25 protein-coding genes are annotated in these 25,496 nt (G+C 40.4%); 21 read left to right on the forward strand and 4 right to left on the reverse strand.

Going from position 1 to position 25,496, the window contains the following annotated elements; translation table 11 throughout:
* Nucleotides 1-136: 136 nt before the first annotated feature.
* A complete protein-coding gene (locus BN35_RS01120) occupies nucleotides 137-1,786 on the reverse strand; it encodes a sulfatase family protein (protein ID WP_044071058.1) in 1,650 nt (549 codons plus the stop codon).
* Nucleotides 1,787-2,376: 590 nt separating this feature from the next.
* On the opposite strand from BN35_RS01120, the gene BN35_RS01125 reads away from it, so the two are divergent.
* From BN35_RS01125 to BN35_RS01185, 13 genes are all read left to right on the forward strand, one after another.
* Nucleotides 2,377-3,612, forward strand: a complete 1,236-nt coding sequence (locus tag BN35_RS01125; RefSeq protein ID WP_028900743.1) for a site-specific integrase — start codon at nucleotides 2,377-2,379, stop codon at nucleotides 3,610-3,612.
* Nucleotides 3,613-4,201: 589 nt separating this feature from the next.
* The gene (locus tag BN35_RS01130) at nucleotides 4,202-5,239 is read left to right on the forward strand and encodes a nucleoid-associated protein (RefSeq protein ID WP_028900742.1); all 1,038 of its coding nucleotides are present in this window, start codon (nucleotides 4,202-4,204) and stop codon (nucleotides 5,237-5,239) included.
* Nucleotides 5,236-6,297 (forward strand): hypothetical protein, encoded by a 1,062-nt coding sequence (locus BN35_RS01135; protein ID WP_044071060.1) that lies wholly within the window; start codon nucleotides 5,236-5,238, stop codon nucleotides 6,295-6,297. Before BN35_RS01130 ends, BN35_RS01135 begins: the two co-directional genes overlap by 4 nt.
* 61 nt (nucleotides 6,298-6,358) lie before the next feature.
* Nucleotides 6,359-7,384 (forward strand): nucleoid-associated protein, encoded by a 1,026-nt coding sequence (locus BN35_RS01140; RefSeq protein ID WP_025071853.1) that lies wholly within the window; start codon nucleotides 6,359-6,361, stop codon nucleotides 7,382-7,384.
* Between the two features lie 47 nt (nucleotides 7,385-7,431).
* The gene (locus BN35_RS01145; RefSeq protein ID WP_025071852.1) at nucleotides 7,432-8,163 is read left to right on the forward strand and encodes a DUF6088 family protein; all 732 of its coding nucleotides are present in this window, start codon (nucleotides 7,432-7,434) and stop codon (nucleotides 8,161-8,163) included.
* Nucleotides 8,148-9,122, forward strand: coding sequence for a nucleotidyl transferase AbiEii/AbiGii toxin family protein (locus BN35_RS01150; RefSeq protein ID WP_036893081.1), 975 nt, complete (start codon nucleotides 8,148-8,150; stop codon nucleotides 9,120-9,122). The genes BN35_RS01145 and BN35_RS01150 overlap by 16 nt, the downstream gene beginning before the upstream one ends.
* Complete coding sequence (locus BN35_RS01155; protein WP_028900741.1) at nucleotides 9,122-9,736, forward strand: DNA alkylation repair protein; 615 nt, start codon at nucleotides 9,122-9,124, stop codon at nucleotides 9,734-9,736. The genes BN35_RS01150 and BN35_RS01155 overlap by 1 nt, the downstream gene beginning before the upstream one ends.
* 13 nt (nucleotides 9,737-9,749) lie before the next feature.
* Nucleotides 9,750-10,343: a type 1 glutamine amidotransferase family protein gene (locus BN35_RS01160; RefSeq protein ID WP_025071850.1), complete on the forward strand. Its 594-nt coding sequence runs from the start codon at nucleotides 9,750-9,752 to the stop codon at nucleotides 10,341-10,343.
* 238 nt (nucleotides 10,344-10,581) lie between these two features.
* Nucleotides 10,582-10,770 (forward strand): hypothetical protein, encoded by a 189-nt coding sequence (locus BN35_RS14025; protein WP_257009397.1) that lies wholly within the window; start codon nucleotides 10,582-10,584, stop codon nucleotides 10,768-10,770.
* A gap of 22 nt (nucleotides 10,771-10,792) precedes the next feature.
* Entirely contained in the window at nucleotides 10,793-11,323 is a 531-nt protein-coding gene (locus tag BN35_RS01170) for an HXXEE domain-containing protein (RefSeq protein WP_025071849.1), read from the forward strand.
* A gap of 34 nt (nucleotides 11,324-11,357) precedes the next feature.
* Nucleotides 11,358-12,206, forward strand: a complete 849-nt coding sequence (locus BN35_RS01175; RefSeq protein ID WP_025071848.1) for an AraC family transcriptional regulator — start codon at nucleotides 11,358-11,360, stop codon at nucleotides 12,204-12,206.
* Between the two features lie 96 nt (nucleotides 12,207-12,302).
* The gene (locus BN35_RS01180) at nucleotides 12,303-13,664 is read left to right on the forward strand and encodes an MATE family efflux transporter (RefSeq protein WP_025071847.1); all 1,362 of its coding nucleotides are present in this window, start codon (nucleotides 12,303-12,305) and stop codon (nucleotides 13,662-13,664) included.
* A gap of 285 nt (nucleotides 13,665-13,949) precedes the next feature.
* Nucleotides 13,950-14,276, forward strand: a complete 327-nt coding sequence (locus tag BN35_RS01185; RefSeq protein ID WP_025071846.1) for an RteC domain-containing protein — start codon at nucleotides 13,950-13,952, stop codon at nucleotides 14,274-14,276.
* 87 nt (nucleotides 14,277-14,363) lie between these two features.
* On the opposite strand, the gene mobA is transcribed toward BN35_RS01185, so the two are convergent.
* Both mobA and BN35_RS01195 read right to left on the reverse strand, forming a co-directional pair.
* A complete protein-coding gene (mobA, locus tag BN35_RS01190; RefSeq protein WP_025071845.1) occupies nucleotides 14,364-14,780 on the reverse strand; it encodes a conjugal transfer protein MobA in 417 nt (138 codons plus the stop codon).
* A 258-nt stretch (nucleotides 14,781-15,038) separates the two neighbouring features.
* Nucleotides 15,039-15,485: a hypothetical protein gene (locus BN35_RS01195; RefSeq protein WP_025071844.1), complete on the reverse strand. Its 447-nt coding sequence runs from the start codon at nucleotides 15,483-15,485 to the stop codon at nucleotides 15,039-15,041.
* Between the two features lie 61 nt (nucleotides 15,486-15,546).
* On the opposite strand from BN35_RS01195, the gene BN35_RS01200 reads away from it, so the two are divergent.
* Together BN35_RS01200 and BN35_RS01205 are read left to right on the forward strand one after the other, a co-directional pair.
* On the forward strand, nucleotides 15,547-15,975 hold the full coding sequence (locus tag BN35_RS01200) for a DUF3408 domain-containing protein (RefSeq protein WP_025071843.1): 429 nt from the start codon (nucleotides 15,547-15,549) through the stop codon (nucleotides 15,973-15,975).
* Between the two features lie 831 nt (nucleotides 15,976-16,806).
* Nucleotides 16,807-18,090, forward strand: a complete 1,284-nt coding sequence (locus tag BN35_RS01205) for an O-acetylhomoserine aminocarboxypropyltransferase/cysteine synthase family protein (RefSeq protein ID WP_028900738.1) — start codon at nucleotides 16,807-16,809, stop codon at nucleotides 18,088-18,090.
* 172 nt (nucleotides 18,091-18,262) lie between these two features.
* Here BN35_RS01205 and BN35_RS01210 read toward each other — a convergent pair whose 3' ends face one another.
* Nucleotides 18,263-18,877 carry a DUF4840 domain-containing protein gene (locus tag BN35_RS01210; RefSeq protein WP_025071842.1) on the reverse strand — a complete coding sequence of 205 codons (615 nt, stop codon included), beginning with the start codon at nucleotides 18,875-18,877 and terminating at the stop codon, nucleotides 18,263-18,265.
* Between the two features lie 874 nt (nucleotides 18,878-19,751).
* Here BN35_RS01210 and BN35_RS13870 point away from each other — a divergent pair.
* The 6 genes from BN35_RS13870 (at nucleotide 19,752) to BN35_RS01235 (ending at nucleotide 25,484) form a co-directional block, all read left to right on the forward strand.
* Entirely contained in the window at nucleotides 19,752-20,726 is a 975-nt protein-coding gene (locus BN35_RS13870) for a type IV toxin-antitoxin system AbiEi family antitoxin (RefSeq protein ID WP_025071841.1), read from the forward strand.
* On the forward strand, nucleotides 20,716-20,838 hold the full coding sequence (locus tag BN35_RS14030) for a hypothetical protein (protein ID WP_257009399.1): 123 nt from the start codon (nucleotides 20,716-20,718) through the stop codon (nucleotides 20,836-20,838). Before BN35_RS13870 ends, BN35_RS14030 begins: the two co-directional genes overlap by 11 nt.
* 95 nt (nucleotides 20,839-20,933) lie before the next feature.
* Nucleotides 20,934-22,640 (forward strand): sigma-70 family RNA polymerase sigma factor, encoded by a 1,707-nt coding sequence (locus BN35_RS01220; RefSeq protein ID WP_025071840.1) that lies wholly within the window; start codon nucleotides 20,934-20,936, stop codon nucleotides 22,638-22,640.
* Nucleotides 22,641-22,738: 98 nt separating this feature from the next.
* Nucleotides 22,739-23,806, forward strand: coding sequence for a radical SAM/SPASM domain-containing protein (locus BN35_RS01225; protein ID WP_025071839.1), 1,068 nt, complete (start codon nucleotides 22,739-22,741; stop codon nucleotides 23,804-23,806).
* A 9-nt stretch (nucleotides 23,807-23,815) separates the two neighbouring features.
* The gene (locus tag BN35_RS01230; protein WP_025071838.1) at nucleotides 23,816-24,883 is read left to right on the forward strand and encodes a Gfo/Idh/MocA family protein; all 1,068 of its coding nucleotides are present in this window, start codon (nucleotides 23,816-23,818) and stop codon (nucleotides 24,881-24,883) included.
* Between the two features lie 46 nt (nucleotides 24,884-24,929).
* A complete protein-coding gene (locus tag BN35_RS01235; protein ID WP_025071837.1) occupies nucleotides 24,930-25,484 on the forward strand; it encodes a hypothetical protein in 555 nt (184 codons plus the stop codon).
* The last annotated feature ends 12 nt before the right edge of the window (nucleotides 25,485-25,496 follow it).

Genomic DNA, 25,496 nt, shown 5'->3' on the forward strand with positions numbered 1-25,496 from the left:
ACCTCTTAAATGAAAGAGCCGTGTGCCATTCGAGATACGACCCCATTCGAGTGGCATACCCTGCCGAGCGTACAAAAAAAAGCCTCATCAGCTCCGTAGAGCGGATGAGACTTATGGTGTACTATCTTCGGCTTGCTTAATATTCGTCTATTTTCAGCTTTTTGCGATAGTTGTCGAGTTTTCGTTGCAGTTGCTTCTTCACCTTGGCATAGCGTGGGTCGTCAATGAGGTTGTGATGTTCCAATGGGTCGGTTTGCAGGTCGTACAGTTCATCGTAATTGATGTCGGGGTCGTTGCCGATATATCCACTGTGCAGCATGCCCATGTATCCGTTGTATTCGCGTGTGCCCGGTATGCGCTGGTATTTGTTTTCTGCCACTGCCCGCTCACTTCCTTTTCCGTAGAAGTGCACCAATTTGTAGCGTTCGGTGCGCACACCGTCGTGCTTGCGCACCATGTGCCATGCGGGGTAGTCGTAATAATGGTAGTACAGGTCGTGTCGCCAACGGGTGGAGTCGGCTCTGAAGAGCGGTTTGAGCGAGCGTCCCGGCATTTCCTTCGGTTTCTTCACGCCAGCATAATCGAGGAAGGTGGGAGCGTAGTCAATGTTCTGCACGAGTTGATGCGACACGCTACCGGGTTTTATCTCCTTGGGATAGCGCACAACGAGGGGTGTTCGGAAACTTTCTTCGTACATGAAGCGTTTGTCGAACCAGCCGTGTTCGCCCATATAGAAACCTTGGTCGGAGGTGTACACCACGATGGTGTTGTCGAGCAGTCCGTTCTTGTCAAGATAGTTGAGCAGCTCGCCCACACTTTCGTCCACAGAGTGTATCACTGCCATGTAGTCGCGCAGGTAGGTTTGGTATTTCCATTGTCTGAGGGCTTCGCCTTGCAGATTGGCGGCAGCAAAGTCTCGGCTTCGCTGTGTGTAGTATTGTTGTATGGCAGGTTTCTGTTCGTCGTTCAGTCGGTACCATTCTCCGAACACTCTACTACCGTCGGGGTTGTCCAAGTGCTTGGTGTCTACCTTGAGGTCCGACTGTAGGGTCATGTCTCGTCCAATGTCCATGCGCTGTGTTCGGGTGGCACTACCTCGGGTACTGAAGTCGTCGTTCCATGAGTGTGGCAAAGGGAAGGTGACGTTGTCATACATTCCCATGTTTTGTATGGCAGGCATCCAGTTGCGGTGGGGCGCTTTGTGATGCACCATGAGACAGAAGGGTTTTTGCTTGTCTCGACTGTCGAGCCATTCTATGGCGTGCTTGGTAATCAGTTCTGTGGTATATCCTTGCTCGCGAACATATTTATTATGGGTGCGGTTGCTGCGGAAATCGGGGTTGAAGTAGGGACCTTGATCATCGAGTATTTGGTAATAGTCAAAACCTTTCGGGTTGCATATCATGTGCCATTTACCCACTACTGCAGTCTGATAACCAACTTGTTGCAGCAGTTCGCTAAAGAATGTCTTTGTGGTGTCTATGCCTTCTGCCAATTGTCGCTGTCCGTTTTGGTGGCTATAGAGTCCGGTGATGAGGCAGGCTCTGGACGGGGTAGAGATGGAGTTTTCTACAAATGCCCTGTCAAAGCGCATGCCTTCACGAGCAATACGGTCGATGTTGGGCGTTGGCGTTTGGCGAAACACCTTGCTACCGTAGGCACTGATGCATTGGTAGGCGTGGTCATCGCTCATGATGTAGAGGATGTTGTGGCGTTGATGATTTTGTGCGGTGGCTTGCAGTGCTAAGAGGAGCAGCGAGCCGGGGAGGGAGTAGTGGGTGGACATTAGTTTACGAGTTGACAAGTTTACGAGTTGACAAGTTTACGAGTTGACAAGTTTACGAGTTGATGAGTTTTTGAGTTTTTTAGTTTTTTAGTTGACGAGTTGACAAATTTACGAGTTGACGAGTTTTTTTTGAGTTTTTGAGTTTTTTAGATTTATAGTTTTCTATATTTCTAATTTAATCCAGCTGCAAATATACTAAAAACACGTTAAACAGGCGATATTTTTTTCAAAAATCTATCCTCAATGGTCAAAAAATGAGAGGACATAGTAAATGATTTGTGAGTCAGCCAGTTCTGAATATTCGACTAATCGGGGATAAGCCCGCCAAAAGACGGACTTTTGCCAACTTTGGACAGAGCAGCGTTACTAAAACATTACCCTATATCCAAGTAGGAAGGAATGGCAAAAACGGTAACGAATGGGCTAATCCCCACTGAAATCTTCTGCAAAGATAGCCCAATAAAGGGAGAATGGGAAGAAAAAAAGCAAAAAAATGAATGCTTGGAATCTTTCCCGTCAAAGTACAATGAATTGCGTATCAGCGGATAACCTGACAATAAATAGTTTTGTAACTTATAAAAGCCAGAGTTATGCGAAGTACGTTTAAGGTTCTGTTCTACCTCAAAAAGAACGCCCCGAAGAAAGACGGTTCCGTTCCCGTGATGTGCCGTATCACCATCGACGGAACTATTGCACAGTTCAGTTGCAAATGTGGCATTTCCCCCAATCTTTGGGATGTCAAGAGCAACCGGGCTTCGGGTAAGAGTGCCATGGCATTGGAAACCAACCGCTTCTTGGACAAGATTCGGGTGGGTATCAATGCCAAATACAAGGAGATTGCCGAAAGGGATAACTATGTAACGGCGGAGAAAGTAAAGAATGCTTTCTTGGGTCTGGAGATGCGGCACGAGACACTGCTTACGGTCTATGCCCAACACAATGAAGATTTTGCCAAGCAGGTATCTGCTGGTCTGCGCCGCGATTCCACATACCAGAAGTATTGCACCGTTTACAAGCACTTGGAAGAATTCATCAAGACACGCTACCGTCTGAGCGATTTTGCCCTGCGAGAGCTTACTCCGGCATTCATCACAGACTTTGAGATTTTCATCCGCACGGAAAAGCAGTGCTGCCACAATACCGTATGGATCTACATGATGCCTTTGCGCCGAATGATTACCATTGCCCAAAATCACGGCTGGATTGTTCGAGACCCGTTCGTGGATTACAGCATCTCTGCCGAGAGTACGGAAAGAGATTATCTGACCAAAGATGAGATACGCCAAATGATGGATTTGAAGTTTCGCCGCAAGTCTATGGAGTTGGTGCGTGACCTGTATGTTTTCTGTTGCTTTACCGGTTTGTCGTTCACCGATATGAAGAACCTGACTAAAGACAATATGCAGACTTCATTCGACGGCAAGTTGTGGATTATGACCAAGCGACAGAAGACGGGCGTGGAATCCAACATCATGCTGATGGACATTCCTATGAGGATTATCGAAAAGTATGACGGCATGGCAAAGGAAAATTATCTCCTGCCCGTTCCGCAGTACATTACCGCCTGCAAGAACCTCAAAACAATCATCGGGCTTTGCGGAATAGAGAAGAACATAACGTGGCATACCAGTCGCCATACCATGGCAACGGAAATTTGTCTGACAAACGGCGTTCCCATCGAAACGCTTTCCAAGATGCTCGGGCATACCAATATCCGCACGACACAAATCTATGCCAAAATCACCCATGAAAAGGAAAGCCGGGACATGAATACCCTTTCCGACAAGTTAAGCCGGATAGAACAGTTTAGCGGCATCACCATATAATAAGGAGGAATGTTTATGAAAAGAGAAATCATAACCATTGGAGAGAACGGAAGTGTACAAGTTCCTGCGACTGCCGTTTGAATGTCAACTTGCGAGATTGCCGACCTGCTCGGGGCATTCTCCGGCAAGGTGAACGCACAAATCAAAACGATATTCAAAGAAGAACACTTCTCTTGAAACAGAGAAAATGCCCCCCTCCATAAGGTTAGTTTTATGAAATTATCCGACATGGGATTCATCATTGTGTTAGCTTTCTACTTTCAGCCATTAGGAACAAGAGTGTTCCATCAAAGAGGTGATGTCAGAACTAAGAGGGTATATACTCACGTATTAGTTTTTATCTACGTGACAAACTATTCTGCGAAATAGAGTGATATAATAAATACTTATATCATAAAAATAATTTCGTGTTTTCTTTGGTGAAAACACGAAAAGTTGTACCTTTGCGAAAACTAAATATGTTTTTTATACTTTATTGCTATGATATTACGACTCGTGGTACGATACTCAAAATCCATTAAATAGTAAGAATCGTTGCAATAATAAAAATAAAACCTCAAGGAAGAATGTAAATTTAAAAGATAATGATATGAATGATTTAAAGAAAAAAGGTCATGATATTAATATTAAAGGAATTGTTATTCATCAAGTAATCAAAGAAGCACATTCAAAGATTTGTTCATTAAAACTTGCTGATAAACCAATATCCCCTACTGATAAAGAAAAGATATTTGTTGCAAACATAAAGGAGGCATATTATAAAAAATCCTCACCGACCTATGGTATTTTTGGGGAAAACGATACGAAATTCAAGGATCTGCTTCAAGAATATTGTAAAAATAAAATCCATTTTCACGAATTCTCGCAAAAGGCCACACAGCATTACAAAGTTATTATTTCTCGCGTTTCTCCTGCAACAGGAGGACATATTATCTATATTCATTACTCAAATATAAATGAAAAAAACGAATACTTATTAGTATTGACGACAAACAACAAAGAGGGATTTGCGATAGATGACAACCTGAATATTAAAGATATAAAAAGCCTCGACTTAAATAAAATCGATGTAGCATGTTTGATTAATATTACAAAATGGAGTAATATAACAAATAGTCAAGATACCTATTCAAAAACCTATTTATCTTTTGTAAGAGGTAACAAAAGTGTTAGTCAATATTTTATGGCTTTCATTGATTGCAATGATAACACAACAAGCACAGAATCTACGAAACGATTAGTAAAAACGCTTGATGCATATTGCAAATTAAAGAGGTATGATAGAGATGTTTCTATAAGAAAAAAGAATGATGTTTTTGAGTATTGTTTAGATTGTATTACAAACAGGAGAGAAATACAACTAAATGCAATTTCGGCATTATTAGATAACGAAAATCCCGACGAATTCAAAGAGTATGCTGCGCAAGAAGATAACGGTGTCAGTGAAATAATTAGTGGTGATAAAACACAATTGCGAAAAATGCGATACACGTATTATAAAAGCGACAATCTAACTATCATTTTTGATAATGACCAATTAGATAAAACCGTTTTTTATAACAAGAAAACAAAACAATTGACATTTAAGAAATTACCAGAAAAACTAATTAATGAATTAGAGAAATGATGCTAAAAAAACTTGTTGATATTATAGACAACTCCAGATGTGAAATAAAGGGTGGAACATTGTTTTGTAGCGATTGGATTGTTACTGATAATCAGATTTTGATTGATTTAAATAAGCATAACTGTTTTGAACAATCCATATTTATTGATGATATTAAAATCAATAGTTCTGTTAGTCTTGAATTATCTATTTCTGAATTATCAAAAATTGGTTTTTACGATTCATGCGAATATTTTATTTTAAAGAATCGATACGAAAGACCTGACACTCCTTATTATATTTATGAGCTAAAAACATTTGATACCGATAGCCATATTTTCATAAAACAATATACATCAATACAAAACCTGATATCATCAATAAAGAGAGTTGCAAAACATACGTTTCTTGATATTGAAATAGAAAATGCAATTATCTCAAATGAAAAGTTATCTGTAATAATATCTTTTGATTATTCTTCTGATGCACTTCTCTCAATTGATACTGATAGATTATCGAAAATAGATTTGATAATTAAGACATTAGATGGAGATAATTTAGAGAAACGTAATCTTTTCACAAATGAAATCATTGATTTTATGCAGAGAAATGTAACAGATAAAATTGATATTTTGCTCGTAAATATTGATGATTTGTATAATAATTGTGAAAGTGCATATTCTTTCTATATAAGTAATTATTCCTCCAATAAACTAAAGTTTGAAATTGATTCAAAAGCAATAGAGTTTACTCAAAAAATACAATCTGTAATCAATGAAGCCCAAAGCCGATTAATAGCAATTCCTTCTGCTTTTGTATTAGCGGCATTAGCTATGGATTTTGAAAAATCACAATCGCCAAAAAACTATGTGACCATAATAAGTCTTTTTGTTTTTGCACTTTTAATACAACTATTTATTAATAACCAATACACGATATTGAAGTTTATTAACGAAAATATTGATGAGTTCAAGCAATTATTTAGCAATGGTAAAAATAATAAACTGTTGCTAGAGCGATTTTTAATTGTAGAAAAAGCACAAAAAAACAAAAATGTAGATTCATTATTATTAATGTAATTCTTTGGTTTATCCCAATAGTACTATTAATATTGTTTATTATACTTAACAGCAATAATTCATGTCAGCAGCAATAATAAATATAGCTTTACATTTAGTTGGCAATAAAACAAATAACGAAAATTTTGTGATTTCAAAATCTATAATGATGATAGATTATGAAATAAAAGATCTTCTTTTAAACTATTTCCTCTCTTCTTTTACTTCCGAAGAATATTATCAACTCTATCACGAGAGTGATTTGGTGTTGAATGAGGTTTATACCTATGTCTCCAAAATTTTCGATGAGCCTGAGCAACTTTATGAACAATCGGTAAATCTGACAAAACATTTGTATGAGCAAAGCACCCACCCAAAAATCAAAGGCGGAGAGTTTTATACTGTCTATTTTAAAGACTGTATATTAGATGGAGAAACTCTTGATGCGGTGGGCTTGTTCAAGTCTGAGAATAAGGATACTTTTTTGAAAGTATTGCGCGAAAATGGCAATTTCAACTTGGAGAGCGATAAGGGTATCAATATTAAAAAGTTGGACAAAGGCTGCCTAATTTTCAATAAGGACAGAGAAAACGGATATGTAGTTGCTGTGGTTGATAATACCAACAAGGGCGTAGAAGCTCAATACTGGATTGACGATTTCCTGCATGTCCGCCAACGTAAAGACAAATATGCTAATACACAAAATTTTATGGCGTTAGCAAAAACCTTTGTAACCAAAGAATTGCCTAAGGAATTTGAAGTTTCCAAAGCAGACCAAATTGATTTGCTTAACAAGTCATTAGATTTTTTCAAAGAGAAAGAAACTTTTGATATTAATGATTTTGCCCATGAAGTAATTGCTCAACCCGAAGTGATTGAAAGATTTCATCAGTATAAGCAGGAGTATGAGACTCAAAGTGATATTGTCATTGATAATCAGTTCGAAATTTCCGAATCTGCTTGTAAAAAGCAGCAACGTTCCTATAAACGGGTTATCAATTTGGATAAGAAAATCCAAATCGTCATTGCTGGCAATCGCCAAAATGTAGAACAGGGAGAAGATGAGCGTGGAAAATTTTACAAGGTGTATTATAAAGATGAAGATTGAATTGTGCGAAAAGATATTCGTGTTTTTATAGGAGTAAAAACGAATTTATGAACGAAAATATTTCAGAAATAGTAAGAAACAAAATAGAGAAAACGGATTATGGTATCGTGTTTTCCGCAAGCGATTTTCCTGTTGAAGTTACCAAGCAAAAATCAGTAAACAAGGTCTTGGAAAACTTGACTAAAGCTGGTGAAATTAGACGTTTGTCAAAAGGGCGATATTATAAAACCAAAATGACAGAGTTTGGTGAGCTCATACCAAGTAGTTATCAGATTGTAAAGGACTTACTGGAAGAGAACGGCAAACTGATTGGTTATATTACAGGATATCAAATTTTTAATGAACTTGGATTAACTACACAAGTTTCTGCCATTTTGCAGATAGGAACTATCAAAGATAAGAAAAGCACAAAGCGTGGTTATTACAGGATAAAATTTGTGAAGCAATGGAATACGATTACAAAAGAGAATATCCCTCTTTTACAATTGCTCGATTGCCTTCGTTTCTTCAAAAATATTCCTGACACTAACCCTGAAGGTAACTGTAAAAAACTCTTGGGACTATTATCTAAGTTGAGCGAAATTCAACGCAACAAAATAAAAAAACTGGCTTTAAAATACACTCCGCAGACAATTGCGTTATTGGGCGCAATGCTTGAAGTGTTGAATCCGAACGAAGATGTTCTAATATTGCAAACGTCGCTTAACTACCAGACATTTTATAATTTATCAATTCCGCAAGAAGTATTGCCTAATCAAAAGAAATGGAATATAAGATGAGACTGCACGAAAACCAAACACTGTTTGCCCAATTACTCAATTTTGCAGCAAACGTCCTGAATATAAGACCCGAATTTATCGAGAAAGACTATTGGATTACTCGTGCGTTACAGAGAATGTCTCAAAATGTCAATGCTGAGAAAGTCGTTTTCAAAGGAGGAACGTCCCTCTCCAAGGCATACCGTCTAACCAATCGCTTTTCTGAGGATATAGATATTGCTGTCATTGATGCGGATTCTTTTTCTGGGAATCAACTAAAAACATTTATAAAACGACTTGCTAAGGATATGTCTGCCGACCTAAATGAACTTGTCGTACCCAATGTAACAAGTAAAGGTTCTCGCTTCTACAAGGCAATTTATCAATATCCAAACTTGGTCGGACTAACTTCTTCCGCTGTGAAAACAGGACAGATTCTAATTGAGGTCAATACTTATGCGAACCCATATCCATACATCAATAAGGAAATGAGTTCGTTTCTGACAGAGTATCTTATAACTATCGGCAGGATAGATTTGATAGAACAATACAAATTGAAACCTTTCTCAGTCAATGTTTTGGACAAACGGAGGACTATTGTAGAAAAATTGGTTTCACTGTTTCGTTTCTCATTTGAGGCTGATACCATTAAGTCTTTATCTTCGAAAATTCGTCATTTCTATGATTTGTATTATTTGATAAACGATGATGAATGCTATGATTATATTCAATCGACAGCTTTCCAAAGCGATTTCCAAGAGTTATTTATACACGACCAACAACAATTTTCCGAGCCTAACGGGTGGTGTATAAAAACTGTCAAGGATTCTCCTTTGTTTAAAGATTTTCAGGGTATATGGATGAAACTTAGTCCTAATTATCGGAAAGAATTAACGCCCTTAGCATTTTCCGAGATTCCTAACGAAATGTTGGTAGCGGAAAATTTTACCAAAGTCTTAAATAATTTATTGATTCAGTAATGCACATAGATAAGATATTAAGCGATATTGTAGCTATCGAACACGGATTTCAACATATCCTTGATGGGGCTGATGAAATCCTTTCTGCACACTCAAAGGAACTTTGCTTTGAACTAGCCGTTGAATTGTTTGAGCACGAAGCCTATCAAGCCCGAATGTTGGCAACAACAATATTGGGCAGATTGGCGACAGCGAATAATGATGCACTTCATTTTCTGAAAGAACAGGTAAGCACTGATGAAAATTGGCGTGTGCAGGAAATGCTTGCAAAGGCTTTTGATGAAGTATGCAAACACAGAGGATATGAAGCGTCCTTGCCACTCATCGAAGAGTGGATAAATAGTGATAATCCGAATGTTGTCCGTGCAGTAACGGAGGGATTGAGGATTTGGACAAGTCGCCCATTCTTCAAAGAGAACCCATCGGTTGCCATTGCCCTAATCAGTAAGCACAAAGCACACGAAAGCGAATATCTTCGGAAATCCGTTGGAAACGCTTTAAGGGATATAAGCAAGAAGTACACAGAATTGATACGGCAGGAAGTGCAGCAATGGGATTTATCCAATCCTCGAATTATGTTCACTTACAAACTTGCAGCAAAGTTATTAAAGTAAAAAAGATATATCAATGAAACAGAAAGTATTATTTATCATATTGAATGAATACACGGATTGGGAGGGAGCTTTTCTCTCCACAGCTCTTCACGTGGGCGTGATACCGGGCGGTGAAATAAAGTATGAAGTGCATACCGTTGCCCCGACATCGGACACAGTCTGTTCCATTGGAGGTTTCAGAACTTTGCCCGATTATTCTTTTGAGAATATGCCGAAAGATTATGCCGCATTAGTGCTTATCGGCGGCAACCGTTGGGACTCGCCTGAAGCAGAACTTGTCGTACCTTTGGTACAGGAGGCTTTGGATAAAGGTAAAATCATCGGGGCGATATGTAACGGGGCTTCGTTTCTATGTTTGCATGGTTTCCTAAACAACGTAAAACATACGGGCAACGGTCTCGACCAACTTAAACAATGGGATGGAATCGGTTACACTAACGCAGAGAATTATGTGGAAGCACAAGCTGTTAGTGACAAGAATATTGTTACGGCAAATGGTGTCGGACATTTGGAATTCACTCGAGAGATGCTTCTATTGCTGGAAGCCAATACTCCCGAAAACATTGCTTCATGGTATGATTTCTATAAAAACGGATTTGTGAGATAAAATTATTTTTCTGAAATACTAAACTTTATGATCGTAATGTCAAACATAAAAGCCACGTTTCCGTGCAATTTACAGAGCGTTTGGCAAGTCGTAACATCGCTAACAGACTATTCGTGGAGAAGTGATGTTGAAAAGATAGAGGTCATATCAGACACGCAATTTGTAGAAATAACGAAGAGGATATAAAACAACTTTCACGGCAACAAGACAAGAACCTTGTTGTCGATGGGAGTTTGACATGAAGAATGACAATATGAAAGGACATTGGGTCGGTGTTTTCAGTGGCAATGAAAAGAATGCTACGATTGACTTTACAGAACACATTGAGCCTAAGAAATGGTTTATGATTCCGTTTGTAAAGATTTATTTGAAATATCGGCAAGCTCGGTATGTCAGAGATTTAAGGAATGTGTTAAAAAAAGGATGACCATAGAGTTTTGGAAACCATTATGACGAAATTAAAATTGATAATGATACTTCTCCCCGTTGTATTCATGCTTCACGAATACGAAGAGATTATCATGTTTAGGCATTGGCTTGACAGAAATAGGGACGAATTGAAAAGGCGTTTCCCTCAATTCGAGCAGTTTCTTGCACGCAGGGGACATTTTGATTATTCCACAGCCACATTTGCTATTGGGACTGTCCACGAGTTCATTCTGATTTCCCTCATTTCTTTCTGTACCGTATGGTTGGATGCTTATCAATGGTGGTTTGCTGCATTTGCAGGGTATTCCCTCCATCTTATAGTACATCTTGCTCAATGGGCAATATACCGAAAATATATACCTGTTATCATTACCACAATCTTGACTTTGCCTTATTGTGTCTATGCCTTTGTTGAATTGGCAAAGACTTCCATTCTATCTCCTTTGCAGATGTTCTTATGGTCAGTTGTTGGGATTATCCTAACAGTGCTTAGCTTACTCTCTGCTTTTTTCGTGATGAGCAAGTTTCAACAATGGCAGGATAGACATTGAGAGTGTATTGTCAAGAATAAAATAAGTACAAGAAATGTCCCAATTACCCATCCATAGAAGTTCACAGCTCTCAGATTTCGGAGTCTATCTTAAGAGTGTCGTCTCCCAGACATCGGCACCTTCGGAAAGATACGCTTTCTCCCATACTGACGATTATTATTTCTTTGGATTCATAGAGGATGGGCAATGCCGTCTGGATATTGATTTCAAGGAATACGCTTTCGGGAAAGGAAGTTTGGCTATCATCCGTCCGGGACAGGTGCATCGCATCATTGATGCTTCCAATCTTTCTGCAAAATTTCTCATTATCGACTCGGTACTGGTGGATAAGGAGGAAAAACGAACGCTTGAGAGATATGGTTGTCCCCAAAGACAACTATCCGACATATCGGAACTGAAACTATTACTATCGCTTCTTGACCGCAAATTGGGTTGTATGGAAAATCCATCTGCCAAAGCAATAGTTCAGCGACTGACCACCGTCATCGTGGGATTGGTCGTGGATAACGTTGCGAATACAATGATAGCTCAATCCGAATTTCAGAGTACTATGACCAGACACAAGGAAATAGTATGGGAATTTCGGGATTTGCTGGAAAACAATATTCGAATTAACCGTTCGCCATCATTCTATGCCGGACGGCTGAACATTACCGTTGCCTACCTGAATGAGGCGGTAAATGCTGTTCTGGGGACAAGCGTGAGCCGTCATATTCAAGACGAGATTATTTTGTTGGCAAAGCGGAAGTTGGTCTATACGACAGCCTCCGTCAAGGAGATAGCGCATAGTCTGGGATTTGACGATTACTCCTACTTTACACGACTGTTTACTAAGGTCGCAGGAGTCTCTCCCACGCTTTTCAGAAAGAATTACCACGAATAGTGCTATTATCACCGTTGTCCGTCTATTGCAACAGCCTGTATCCCTCCGTACCTTTGCAGCGGAATTTATTCACTTAAAAAGATACAGATTATAAAGATGAACAACGCTGTAAATATTCTACAAGAAGGAAGTATGATGAAAGCCCTGACAAAGTTGGGGATACCTATTGTCATCGCAATGCTGATTATGGCAATATACAATGTGGTGGACACTTTCTGGGTTGCACGTCTGGGAACTCTTCCCGTTGCCGCCGTATCGGTTGTTTTTCCTCTGTCGCTGTTGTTTCTCGGGATAGGGCTGATGTTCGGTGTCGGCGGCGGAGTGTATGTATCCCGTCTGTTGGGGGCAAAGCAGATTGTCAAGGCAAGTCAGGTCGCTTCCGTCTCAGTGGTTACTTCTGTGATTTTGGCTGCCCTCATTGCCTTTATGTGCAATGCGTTCCTGCCGGACATCCTGCTGTTTATGGGAGCAAACGAGGGTATGATGCACTTGGCAGAAGCATACGGCAGACTCTTCATCATCAGTTGTGTCATAGGGGCATTGAATGTGTCGATGTCCAACATCATTGTTTCACAAGGTGCATCGAAAACATCTGCAATGGCAATGATTATCGGCTCTATCGTCAATGTTGCATTAGACCCCTTGTTTATCTACACTTTCAATTGGGGCGTGGAAGGTGCGGCATGGGCAACCATTCTTTCAAGAATTATCACGACAGCCATTTATATTCGCTTCTTCCTCTCGAAAGCAGAGGTGAAAGTATCGTTTACCCTGTTCGCTCCCACGATGAGAATGTATGCGGACATCATCAAAATAGGCATCTCGATGCTCTTTCTGCAATTGCTCCAGACCCTTTCCATCAGTCTGTTGCAGAGGGCTGCCGTGAAATATGGAGCGGAGGCTGTCGCAGCGGTGGGTATCGTTCTGAAGATTGTAACATTGGGAACAAACGTGGTCTTCGGGTTTGTCAAAGGACTGCAACCGATGACTGGCTATAACTACGGAGCAGGCAACTTCCAACGATTAAAGGAAGCAGTGCGCTGTTCCCTGATACTTACAACCTCGTTTTGTGTGCTTTGGAGCATACTCATAATGGGATTTACCTCTCCTGTCATCAGTTGTTTCGGCAAAGACGAAACTATGCAGGGAATTGCAAGGATAGCCCTTCGAGCCAATACGATTATATTCTTCACTTTTGGATTTCAATTTGTGTATTCCACGCTATATATGGCAATCGGAAGAGCAAGGCAGAGCCTTCTGCTCAATATCGGACGACAAGGGCTGTTTTTTATCCCTGCCATATTACTGCTTCCATCATATTGGGGACTGAATGGTGTGCTTTATGCCCAGCCTGTCGCCGACATCTTTGCAACTTTGATGACACTGTTCTTTGCCGTCCGAATTCACAGGGAGATAAGCCATCAATCACATCTCACAACAGAGAATCTACAATGTTGAACATAAAAGATATGATTATGCTAAGACTTACTCAAACGGAAGACTTTAAGACAATAATCTCTTTATGCTCTACAAAAGGACAGATACAAAAAGCGTCAGACAACTTTATTCTGAGGATTATTGCCCTATGTGATGCAGAAGGAGATTCGGTTTCATTGTTTCGTACCCTCCGTTACACACGCTTTTGCCTGCAACCCTTGCAAAAGGGGGATTCAATGGAAGGAGAGGGGAAAAAATGTAAAGAAACTGCTCTTTGTCATTGACACGGAGCTGGAATTAGTGAAGATGCGAATGCAGGGACTTCTTCCTGCTTTGCCCGTCAAACCCGCCAAGAAACTCTGTTGGACAGGCAAAGCAACAGATTTAGTTGAACTCCTTTATTCTCTCGACACCTGCGACTGTATCAACAACGGAGAAATAGGTGTAGAGAAGTTGGCAGACACACTTTCTGAAATCTTCGGTGTGGAAATCAAGAACTGCTACAACGTCTATATGAATATGAAGCGTCGCAAGGATGACAGTCGTACCTATTTCCTTGATGAACTCCGTGAGAAACTCAATAAGCGTATGGTGGAGAGCGACCTGAAAGGTGGCAAGTTCAAGAAACGGTAATTGCATTCAAAAGATTAATCAGGCTTTCCTCTCATTTCGGGAAGCTTGATTTTCTTTCATTGAGGAATAACAATACACAGTAAAAGGCTATTGCCGATGTTGCCATTTCTCCTGAAACTCACGAGTAAGTTGTACGATTTCCCCTCCGATAATAGCCAATTCAAGCGTCAGTTTCTCCAACTTGGCGAGCATTGCGAAGGCTTTTTTCTCGGTAAAGTTGCTCTTCAAAGCGACAACTGTCTGGTTATAATTCACTCCCACGCTGCGAAATTGCCCGTACAAAGTCGTCAGTTTCTGATAATAATCCAGCAGGGAACGCTCCACTTTTATCACCCGAAAGGTCTCGTTAAAGACCCTTGCCTTGATGAAAGTGGCTTTATTTTGAAGCCCCGATTGCTTGAACAGCGTCAGGAAACGAGCAAACTCGGTGTCCGTAAATCGAACCATACAACAATGGTTGGCTCGTTCATTCTTGGGAGGTCGTCCCACATTTCTCTTTGTCATTACTTCGGATTTTAATGGTTTGTAATTCTTCTTCTGGAAATCGAATGTGCTAAACACAATTGAAATCCATCAGAAAGCGTTCACGATAAAATAACCAATCAAGACAACGAAAACTTCTATTCAAGAACACCGACTTCGGAGGTGTTCTGCCCTCTGCTAAGAACAAGGGTTTTGAGTTAGCGAAATAATTTCGGGTAACGCAAGACATACCTTGCTATTTGCACGGACGCAAATAAATTCGTTCTGAAGAACAATATGTTATTCTCTCGAAATGTATGTTTTCAGAGCCATGAAATACCGACTTATCGCTTGCTGCAAAGTTACTACCTCTTGTCCCCAAAGCCATTGGGTGAAATGAAGCCACAAATAACCAAATCGAAGCCACAAGTACGCACTAAAGAAAATCACGCAGATTACAGCATCACCGGGCCATATATTTGCACTGTCGAATATGTCGGTGAGGGTATGTGTCTTCGATAACATCACGTTTCGATGAGCGATATAGGCGAGGGTGTATGTCAAAGAACATATCCTTGATTCTTTCACTAGAACGTAGAAATGTGCGAAAGCAGATACAATCGAACGATTATATTGATGGACAATAATGAAAATCTCCACAAAAAGGGTATAAATGAAAGGTTGTAGCCCTGCTGATACAAGCCGATTATTGGGCATATCTTCGATAGCGGATATATTCATCTTCATCAGTAAATATACTGACAACGAAATGAACAATGAATTGTATAATAATAAAAATTAAGAAAGTATGACAGAGAATCTAAACGGCAAGGTAGATCCCGTTGCCATCCGAGAACTTATTTCACAGGGTATTCCTATGAAAAGAAAAGAGAGTGAGATGAAACGCTCTCAACCGGAAGCGCAGTGTGTTGAATCGGAACGTCCCAATGACGAACCAATATCAAAGGATTTTTCAAGAGTCCCAAGAAGAGAAAGGCGAAAGTCTGACAAAGGTGATTACGAGTCGCTTTTCATCTGTCGCAACACCTTGAGAAACCGCAAGACCATCTATATTGCCAAAGAGTTGCAGGACACGCTGGCGGAGATAGTCATGTCTATGAGAAATAGGGATATGACCATCGGTATCTATGTGGAAAACATCATCATCTATCATCTTGAGACCTACAAAGATGAAATCAACAGATTGGCAGAGATAAAATTCAAGAAGCTATTGTGAGGCATTTAGCAATGGCTTTTTGTTACTTTTGAGCCGTATCAACTCACTGTCAAAAGTAACGAACTGTTTTTCATTGGGGGACTTTGTCCGCCCGAAGCATAAGAAAGAAAAGGAGCGGTCGGCAAATCTGCCGACCGTTTTACTTCATCTGTTCTTCTTGAATGATTATTTTTGATTTTATGCGGATTCCAGAGGGAGGGAGTTGAGTTTCAACTTTTTCTTTTTCCTTGCTTCTCGCATATCCGACATTTTTTATGCGTCTTTCCGTCGGGTCGGTCGTTTTAGTTTTAGTGGCGTAAAAAGGTAGGGCTTAGGACAAACAAGGTTTTACGGCGAGAATACTACCTGCAATGAAATGGAAGTGTGGAGATTGTCGTCTAAACGGCTTGCCGCCCCGACCTTTTTTGTCAGTGAAAGCCCGAAACTACCTTTGCCGCTGACAACGAACAACCGATCCCGACATAATACACGGGCATAAGTGGAGGATGTGCAGACGGAGAAGCGGGGCGAAAACAAAAAACGCAGTTTTCGAGGACTGCATCTTATCATAAAACGGAATACACAGAAAACAAAAAGCCGCCCCAACGGACGGCTCTACGAAAATAATTTGGAGAAAATTCTTTTTTCTCACGATATACCCTTATCTTTGCAATAGGTTATTCGAGTTGTGCAAAGCGTTGTATATCACTGTTGAAGATAGGTCGCTAAATCATTACCTACTGCATTTCATAACTCATAAGGCTGTTCATAGCCAATTACTTAGACCTAAATGATAGATTTCTTTTAAAAACATATACCTTTGCACAACGTATATTTTTAAGATAAATAGTTATGGAGAAAAATTTGAAACGGTCAACCCTCTGTATTCGTGGGGGTTGGGAACCAAAAAATGGCGAGCCAGTAGAGCCGCCTATCGTGCAGAGTACCACCTTTAAATATGATAATAGCGAGGAGATGGCGCAGTTGTTTGACTTAAAAAAGGAGGGCTATTTCTACAGCAGGTTGCAGAATCCTACCAACGATGTGGTGGCAAAGAAGATTGCACAGTTGGAAGGGGGCGTAGGATGCTTGCTCACTTCGAGCGGACAGGCTGCCAACTTCTTTGCTGTCTTCAATATCTGTGAGGCAGGGAGTCATATTGTAGCTTCTACCGAGATTTATGGTGGCACGTACAATCTGTTTGGTGTGACGATGAAGAAGATGGGCATCGACTGTACCTTCGTCAATCCTGAGGCATCGGACGAGGAAATACAGCAAGCCTTCCGTCCCAATACGCGTGTGATGTTTGGTGAAACGATTTCCAACCCGGGCTGTCATGTCTTGGATATAGAGAAGTTTGCCCGCATTGCCCACAGCAATGGGGTGCCACTGATTGTGGACAATACTTTCGCTACCCCTGTGAACTGTCGTCCTTTTGAGTGGGGATGTGACATCGTGACGCACTCTACCACCAAATATTTAGACGGTCATGCTGCCACTGTTGGCGGTGCTGTGGTAGACAGCGGACAGTTTGACTGGATGGCGCATGCGGAGAAGTATCCCGGACTTTGCACCCCCGATGCGTCGTATCATGGACTGACGTACACAAAGGCGTTTGGCAAGATGGGGTATCTCACAAAATTGGTGGCACAGCTGATGCGCGACCTTGGGTCGATACCATCGCCACACAACTCGTATTTGCTCAACTTGGGATTGGAGTCGTTGCACCTACGCATGGCACAGCACTGTCGTAATGCGCAGCAGATTGCCGAATACTTGGAGCAACAGGAGCAGGTGGCATGGATTCACTATTGCGGACTGAAGAACGATGCACACTATGCACGGGGTCAGAAATATCTGCCCAATGGCTCGTGTGGAGTGATTGCCTTCGGCTTGAAGGGCAATCGGGACACCGCTATTCGCTTCATGGATTCGCTTCGGCTCATCAACATCGCTACCCATGTTGCCGATAGCAGGACGTGCGTGCTGCATCCAGCCAGTCATACGCACCGACAACTCACCGACGAGCAGTTGCGTGCCTCGGGCATCGACCCCACATTGATTCGATTGTCGGTGGGCATCGAAGATGTGACCGATTTGTTGGCAGACATCCAACAGGCATTGGCGAAATGCTAAAAACGTATTTCATAAGCATTTGATGACGATGTGCGGTGGTAATTTATAGAACCAGCCAAAATAACATAGAACACCGAAAAACCCAGCTAACCCCTTGTATCTTTCAGGGTTAGTTGGGTTCTTTCGTTCTTGTCACAAGGAGTTGCAAGCATGGCTCCCTGTCTGTTTGGTGCTACTTCTTTTGTTCTACCAATTGGAGATACAGTCCGTGACGGAACTCGGCTTTCAGTTGTCCGTCCACTCTCACCGCACCACCAACGAGTTGTGCCAAGAAGCGTTTTTTGCCAACCTCATACACACCAGCCGCTCCACGCACGTTGAAGTAGAATAACACCTCAATCTTGCTTTGTTTGCCCTTTTCCTCTACCTTATATTCGAGTATTTTGGGTTGCATCACAAACGCAACAGGCATGAGACTGTAGAATCCGATGTTGCACTTCAAGTCTTGTGGTTTTGCTTTCATCAGCAAGTTTTTCACATCATTATCCTGCACGCTTGGCACGAAAGCCTTGGCAGGCACTTGTTTAATGAGCAGCGTAGAGTCGCTCGTTACGTCCCATGAGATATCGAGCGAGTCGGTTTTGGTGCTTGCTGTCAATGGGTAACTCAAAGGAAACACCAACTTACCCGTGTGTGCGCCTGCCACAGTGCGATATGCCTGTTGCACCTCTTCTTTGGTAATCCTTTTCGTGTTGTCTTCGTTGTCGTTCAGACAAGCTGTTAAACTGAAAGCAAGACATCCTACAACGAAGAGTGATGCCCATGATGTTTTGAAATACTTTTTCATTTTTTTGATTTTAATGGATTAAATTTGAAATATTCTTTGTCTTATAAACACCAAATTCCTATGATTCTTGCATCTCTCCGAAGTTAAAAAATATTAACAACTTAGAGGGTGTGTTATTAGTGATAAATCGTTACAGATTGATTATCAATCATATAAACTTTTTGTTCTTACATTTCGGGATCATCTATCATGGAGACGGATAAAATTTTCTTTCAAAAAGGATTGTGATGTATTGAAAATTTAGTTATCTTTGAGAAAATAATCTAATTGGCGAGAAAAGTACCTTGATGAAAAACAACATCATTTCATAAAAGCAAGCTTGGAGGTATTGTGCATCACTGTGTATGGTCAAGTTCGTAAGGATACTTGTCTTGTCGGTGCGCACTCGTTCGCATCTCGCAGCAGGTCATCGTGTGGACAGTTTCGCATCTCGCAGCAGGTTATCGTGCGGACAGTTTCGCATCTAACGACAAACCGACAAATAAGTGCTGTGTTCTACACACCTCTTTTATATTGGGTATGGTTATTCTAACGGTAAGAAGATCGTTCAAGGTAACACCCACTCCCTTCCTCTCTGCTCCATACTCATTGCGTTATGCTGAATAAAGAGAGGGGGGAGATTTTCTTTTTTTAGTGTTTAGAGATTAGAGTTTAGAGTTGAGTTTTATATGTTCTTGCAATAACAAAAGTTTTAATATTTAAGTCTTACAACTTTAACGATAATTCTTCCTTTATAATCGTGTTCAAAAAATGAGTAATGTTCAAAACTAATGAACAAGAGATAATTAATGAACATTAGATTTGGAATTAACAAAAATGTTCATTATATTTGAAGCGTTCAATACGAATGAACACTGTTAAATGAGTGAACTATATGAATAAAAACAAAGCTATAATTTCAGATGCCATTGACCATTTGAGAGGTTTGGCTAAGTTAAACAAGGTTGTTTATAAAAAATCTCCTATAGGAAATGACTTCTACGATATTCAGATAGAAGGACAAGACTTTCTTTGCATTGTTCAAAACAATGTTATAAAGGCAAACTTATCTATAGTTTTGCAGGCAATGCAGCAGGTACGACCACAAACTGATAAGCCTTTATTACTAATATCGCAATATGTACAACCTGATCTTTATAACTTGATACAGCAAGAAAATATCAACATAGTAGAGCGAAGTGGTAATTGTAGAATCATTGCCCCTCCGTTATTTGTCCACATCAGCGGTCAAAAAAGATTTGAGCAGAAGGAAAAAAGAGGAAAAGCTTTTCATGAAGCTGGTATTAAATTGATATTTTTCTTTTTACAAGATGAAACTAATGTTTCCAAACCCTATCGCCAGATTTGCGACCAGACAGGCTTATCGCTGGGAACAATAAAGAATGTTGTGGAAGAACTGGTTGAGGAGCATTTTATTGTAACGATGGCTTCTAAACGTGTATTGAAGAATCGAGAACAACTGATTGACCTATGGCAAGTGTACTATAACAGGACGTTGAAGCCGAAATTATTGATAAAAGAATTTGAATTAGTGGATAAGCAAGATTGGAAACAACTCAAACTTCCTAACAATATGTATTGGGGAGGAGAAAGTGGAGCTTATTTACATGATGGCTTTCTTATTCCCGAACAATTTGAAATATATGCAGATGCACCCATCAGCAATCTTTTGCTAACTCACAAAGTAAGAATCCAAGATAATGGAAACATCAAGGTTTATCAGAAATTCTGGAAAGATAGTACGAATAGCAATTTGGTTCCTAATTTTCTTATCTACGCAGATTTAATAGGAAGCGGGAACAGTCGTTGTATCGAAGCAGCACAAAAACTGAAGGCGTATGGCATATAAATTGACCAAGGAAGGATTAGGAAACGACCTTTTATTCTCCATCTTACAGGAATTGGAGACATTGGTAAATCTTCCAAATGATGATGCTTCAGCCATTAAAATAAGTCTCTAACCTCTGTTTTTTAAGTTTCTCAAAAAAAAGTATTAAAACTCGTGCAGTCTTTTAGCCATAATCTGCTCCTTTTAATAAAAAGGAAAAGTATATCTATGAAAGTAGATGTTGATATAGACGCATGCAAACGGGGAGAAAGAGAAGCTCTCGGAAATTTATATAAGGCATATTCTGACAGATTGTTGCGGATATGCCTGCACTATGTGACAGATGAAAGCACGGCAGAAGATATTCTGCATGATGCTTTTATTATTATCTTCACCTCCATCAAGTCGCTGAAAGACAACTCAAAATTGGAGGGATGGATGATAACTATAGTAAGGAACCTGTGCCTAAGATTCCTGCAAAGTACAGAAAAAGACGATATTCCTCTATCCAGTCTGGGCCTTGAACTCTTGAGCGAGGAAGATGAGGAGGAAAAGAATATTGACATAAAACTATTGTTGGAGGCGATAGAGTCGTTACCGGATGGGAACAGGGAGGTGTTCAAACTTTCTGTTTTGGATGGTCTTTCTCACAAGGAAATCGGAGAACTGCTTGGTATCAATCCTCACAGTTCTTCTTCACAGTTGTTTAGGGCAAAGAAAATGCTACGCACCATACTGATTAATTATTGGATGCTCTTCTTGCTTCCTATTCTTATACCAGTCTATATCTATTTCGTAACGAAGGACGAGTCTGCCAGCACTTCTGATGACAAGCCAACAGCAGTAAACACTCATAAGGAACTTCCAAGACGGGCTCAAAAAGGCACAGCCCCTCAAAAGAAAGCGCAACCAAACTATTCAATCCCATCAACTACCAACTTGAATGATGATCATATTTTGGCAAAAATAGTTGTTTCTGCTGAAGAGATTTCTTCACAAATAATAACTGATAGTGTAAAATCTGGACAGCAGACAGTACCAATCTGTGTAGATTCCTTACAAAAACATCTGGCAGTAAAGGATATCAGCATAGAAGACTCTGTGTTCCGTATTCCACAAATTCCAGAAGAAAGAATGATGGCATTGAACGAAAGAATGTCGCCTGATGTCCGCAATAAGAAGAAATACCCATGGACATTTAACTTCGGTTATTCTTCCAATGCCGGAGCAAATGGAGCCATGTCCAACCTGAACTACCTGTCGGTAGTAGATTACGCTAACGGTGGGGCTGCGGCAAAACTATATACATGGGATGATTATGCAAACTATCTCGCCCGGAACAATGCCTTGATGGATTCTGTCGAGATGGCAAAAATGTCATGGATAGCACTCAACAATGCAACAGATGGCAACGCATCCTTAGGTGAAAAAGCGCATCACTACCGCCCAAAAACATTTGGATTATCGCTTAATAAGCAATTAAGTTCGCATTGGACTTTTAGCACGGGTTTGACCTATACAAGGTTGAAGTCTGATTTTGAGAGCGAGTTTAATGGTGCAACCTTGTTGAAAACCCAAAAGATTGATTATGTGGGCATTCCTTTGCGATTGACCTATCCTATCTGGAGCAAGGGGCGTTTAAATGCCTATACAACCGGTGGTGTGACATTCGAGATGCCTGTCCACAGTTCGCTTGACAAGAAGTATATCATAACGTCTGACTCGTCATACACGCTGAGGGGTGACATCAAGGCCCGCTATCAGTGGTCTATAAACTTAGGCATAGGTGTACAGTACAAGCTATTCAAGCCGTTCAGCCTGTATTTGGAACCAAATATGTTCTATTACTTTAGGAATGGTAGCGGGCTTGAAACCTATCGCACGGAGCATCCGTTCATCATAACGGTGCCATTCGGCCTGAGGCTTACTTGGTAGATAGATGAAAAAAGGATAAGAAAGAAAAGTCATAAATATAGTGCAGTCTTTTTATAGATTTCCGCTCTTTATAGTAAAGACAAAACTCAAAAGAAAGAATGTATAGTATTTATGACTACATCTATAACGGAATAGTATTTGTCAATAATGTAGTACGCAGACAGCACAAGGAACTCACCTCTTTGATGATATATTCCACTACTAACTGTCAGTCACGTTGCAAGCACTGTTCCATTTGGAAGAAACCTACGGAAAATATAAGTTTAGAGGACATCATCAAGATAATGAACAGCAAATGTGTAACAAAGCGCACAATGGTCGGTTTGGAGGGAGGCGAGTTTATCCTTCATCCTGAAGCAGACAAGATATTGGGATGGTTCGACATTCATCATCCCAACTATACTTTGCTGTCTAATTGCCTCGCAGTGGATAAGGTTATTTCGTCTGTGAAGAATCATCACCCCAAGCATCTGTATGTTTCACTCGACGGCAGTAGGGAAACCTATCGCTATATGCGTGGCAGGGATGGATATGATAAGGTTATTGAAGTCATAGAGGCGTGCAAAGACATTGTTCCCATATCCCTGATGTTCTGTCTTTCTCCTTGGAATTCTTTTGGAGACATGGAATATGTGATAGATGTAGCCAAAAGATATGGCATAGACGTGCGTATTGGCATATACAGTACAATGTCATTTTTTGACACGACCAAGGACTTGATGGAAGCTGATGATGCGGATTTCATCGGTCAGATACCATCCTCCATACATCAAACGGACGAAAACTTTGACTTTGTTGCCCTATATGACGAGTGGAAGAATAACAGGTTGAAACTTCGGTGTCACAGTATTTTCAGCGAGTTGGTCATCCATTCCAATGGTGATGTTCCTTTGTGCCAAAATTTGGATGTAATCTTGGGCAACATCCATGAGAATACGCTCGATGAGATTTTCAACTCAAAGAAAGCAGGGAAGATTCAGTGCCAACACTCCAAAGAATGTAATCAATGTTGGATCAACTATCATCGGAAGTATGATATTATCCTGTTGAGGAATCTAGAAAAAATACTGCCCAAACGACTGATAGAGTTGTTTTACGGGAAATACCAATGGACAGATGACAGGCATACCACCTATAAGAAGCATTTTAAGAAAATAACCGCATAACGAATGAACATGGGATATTATTTAGATAACATCATTGGTAGATACAAGAATATGCGCAGCATCAGGGAACTGAGACATACCTACACACAGCAATACGCTCTTGTGGGTATTGGAAATCATTGTGTCAGCAACCTGTTGCCTGTCATACAGTATCTGCAACTGCCACTGAAATACATCTGCTGCACCTCGGAGAAAAAAGCCAAGTTGATTTCTCAAAAATACAAGGGGATTAAAGGAACTACTTCCTTACAGCACATCTTGAACGATGATACGGTTTCTGGAGTCTTTGTGGCTGCCAATCCACATGCACATTCGCAGATTGCAAGTGAAGTCATTAAAGCCGGGAAATCTTTATTTATAGAGAAACCGCCATGCGAGAACGAAAGGGAACTGAACTCCCTGATAGATACGGTCAAATTGTATGGGTCACAACATATCGTTGTCGGACTGCAAAGACGATTTGCCCCTGCAACCCAAATCTTGCAAAACCGATTGAGAAGTGAGGGTAAACGACACTATCATTATCGCTATCTTACGGGATTATACCCGGAGGGAGATGCCCTGCTCGACCTCTTCATCCATCCTCTTGACTATGTTACATTCCTCTTTGGCGAAGCAAAGATAAAGTTGGTAGAAACAATGACCTGTAAGGATGGCGGACAGACCTTGTTTCTTATGTTGGAGCATCAAAATATAACGGGGATGCTGGAACTATCAACAGATTACTCTTGGCAGGATGCACAGGAACAATTAAGTATCAGTACAGATAATGGACAATATCTATTGGATAGAATGGAAAGACTTGATTTTGCTCCAAGACACTCTGCTATATTGGGAATCCCCTTGGAAAAAATCTTCCAAAACAAAGCAACCATTGTAAATCTCTACGGAAGGAATGGTTTTGTTCCAACCATTGGGAATAATCAAATCATCTCACAAGGTTTCTTCTCCGAAATTCAGGTGTTTGCTGACATGGTTGAAAACAAGCGTGATGATGATCATGCCTTTGATCTGGAAAGTGTCAAGCATGTTTATACGCTCATGTCAAAAATACATAATTGCACAAGCAAGAAATAGCGAATAATCACGTTTATATAAAACAGTATTCTAAATCCATACATTTATGAAAAAAGTATTTTACTGTCTGATTTGCCTCATTGGGTTATCAGCATGCTCGTCAGAGAATGTCGTACTTGAGACATTAAGAGTTTATGATGTGGCAAACTCCACTTGCAAGTCAAATCTCTCTCCAACAGAAACTCGTATAGATTTCTATTTGGAAAATGATGCAAAACCTGCAACCCTTAGCATTGAATTGGGAAAAGACGGCATTGCCCAATGCGCACTCGAAGATGTGAAAGCCAACTGCGCCGTGAGAAATATTTATGTGAACATCGCTAATCAGGATAATCAGATTACCCTTGTTGTGTATCACAATGTCCTTGATGCGCTTGCAGATTGCATTTGCAAATATGATGTCAATTTTAAGATGAGCAAAGTAATCCCCGGGAATTATCAACTGAAAGTGTACTATGCCAAACCAAATATGAAATATGAAGCTTCCAATATTGCATATAATGGGCAAGTCAATCTCGTGCAGAATAAGAAGGCATATATAACTCTCAATGCTGACAAGGTGTTGCCGGAAATGGAAAGCTTACTTTTGAAAGAATCATAATAACAAGATAAA

The sequence above is a fragment of the Hoylesella timonensis 4401737 = DSM 22865 = JCM 15640 genome (genome assembly GCF_000455445.1).
Lineage (GTDB): Bacteria > Bacteroidota > Bacteroidia > Bacteroidales > Bacteroidaceae > Prevotella > Prevotella timonensis.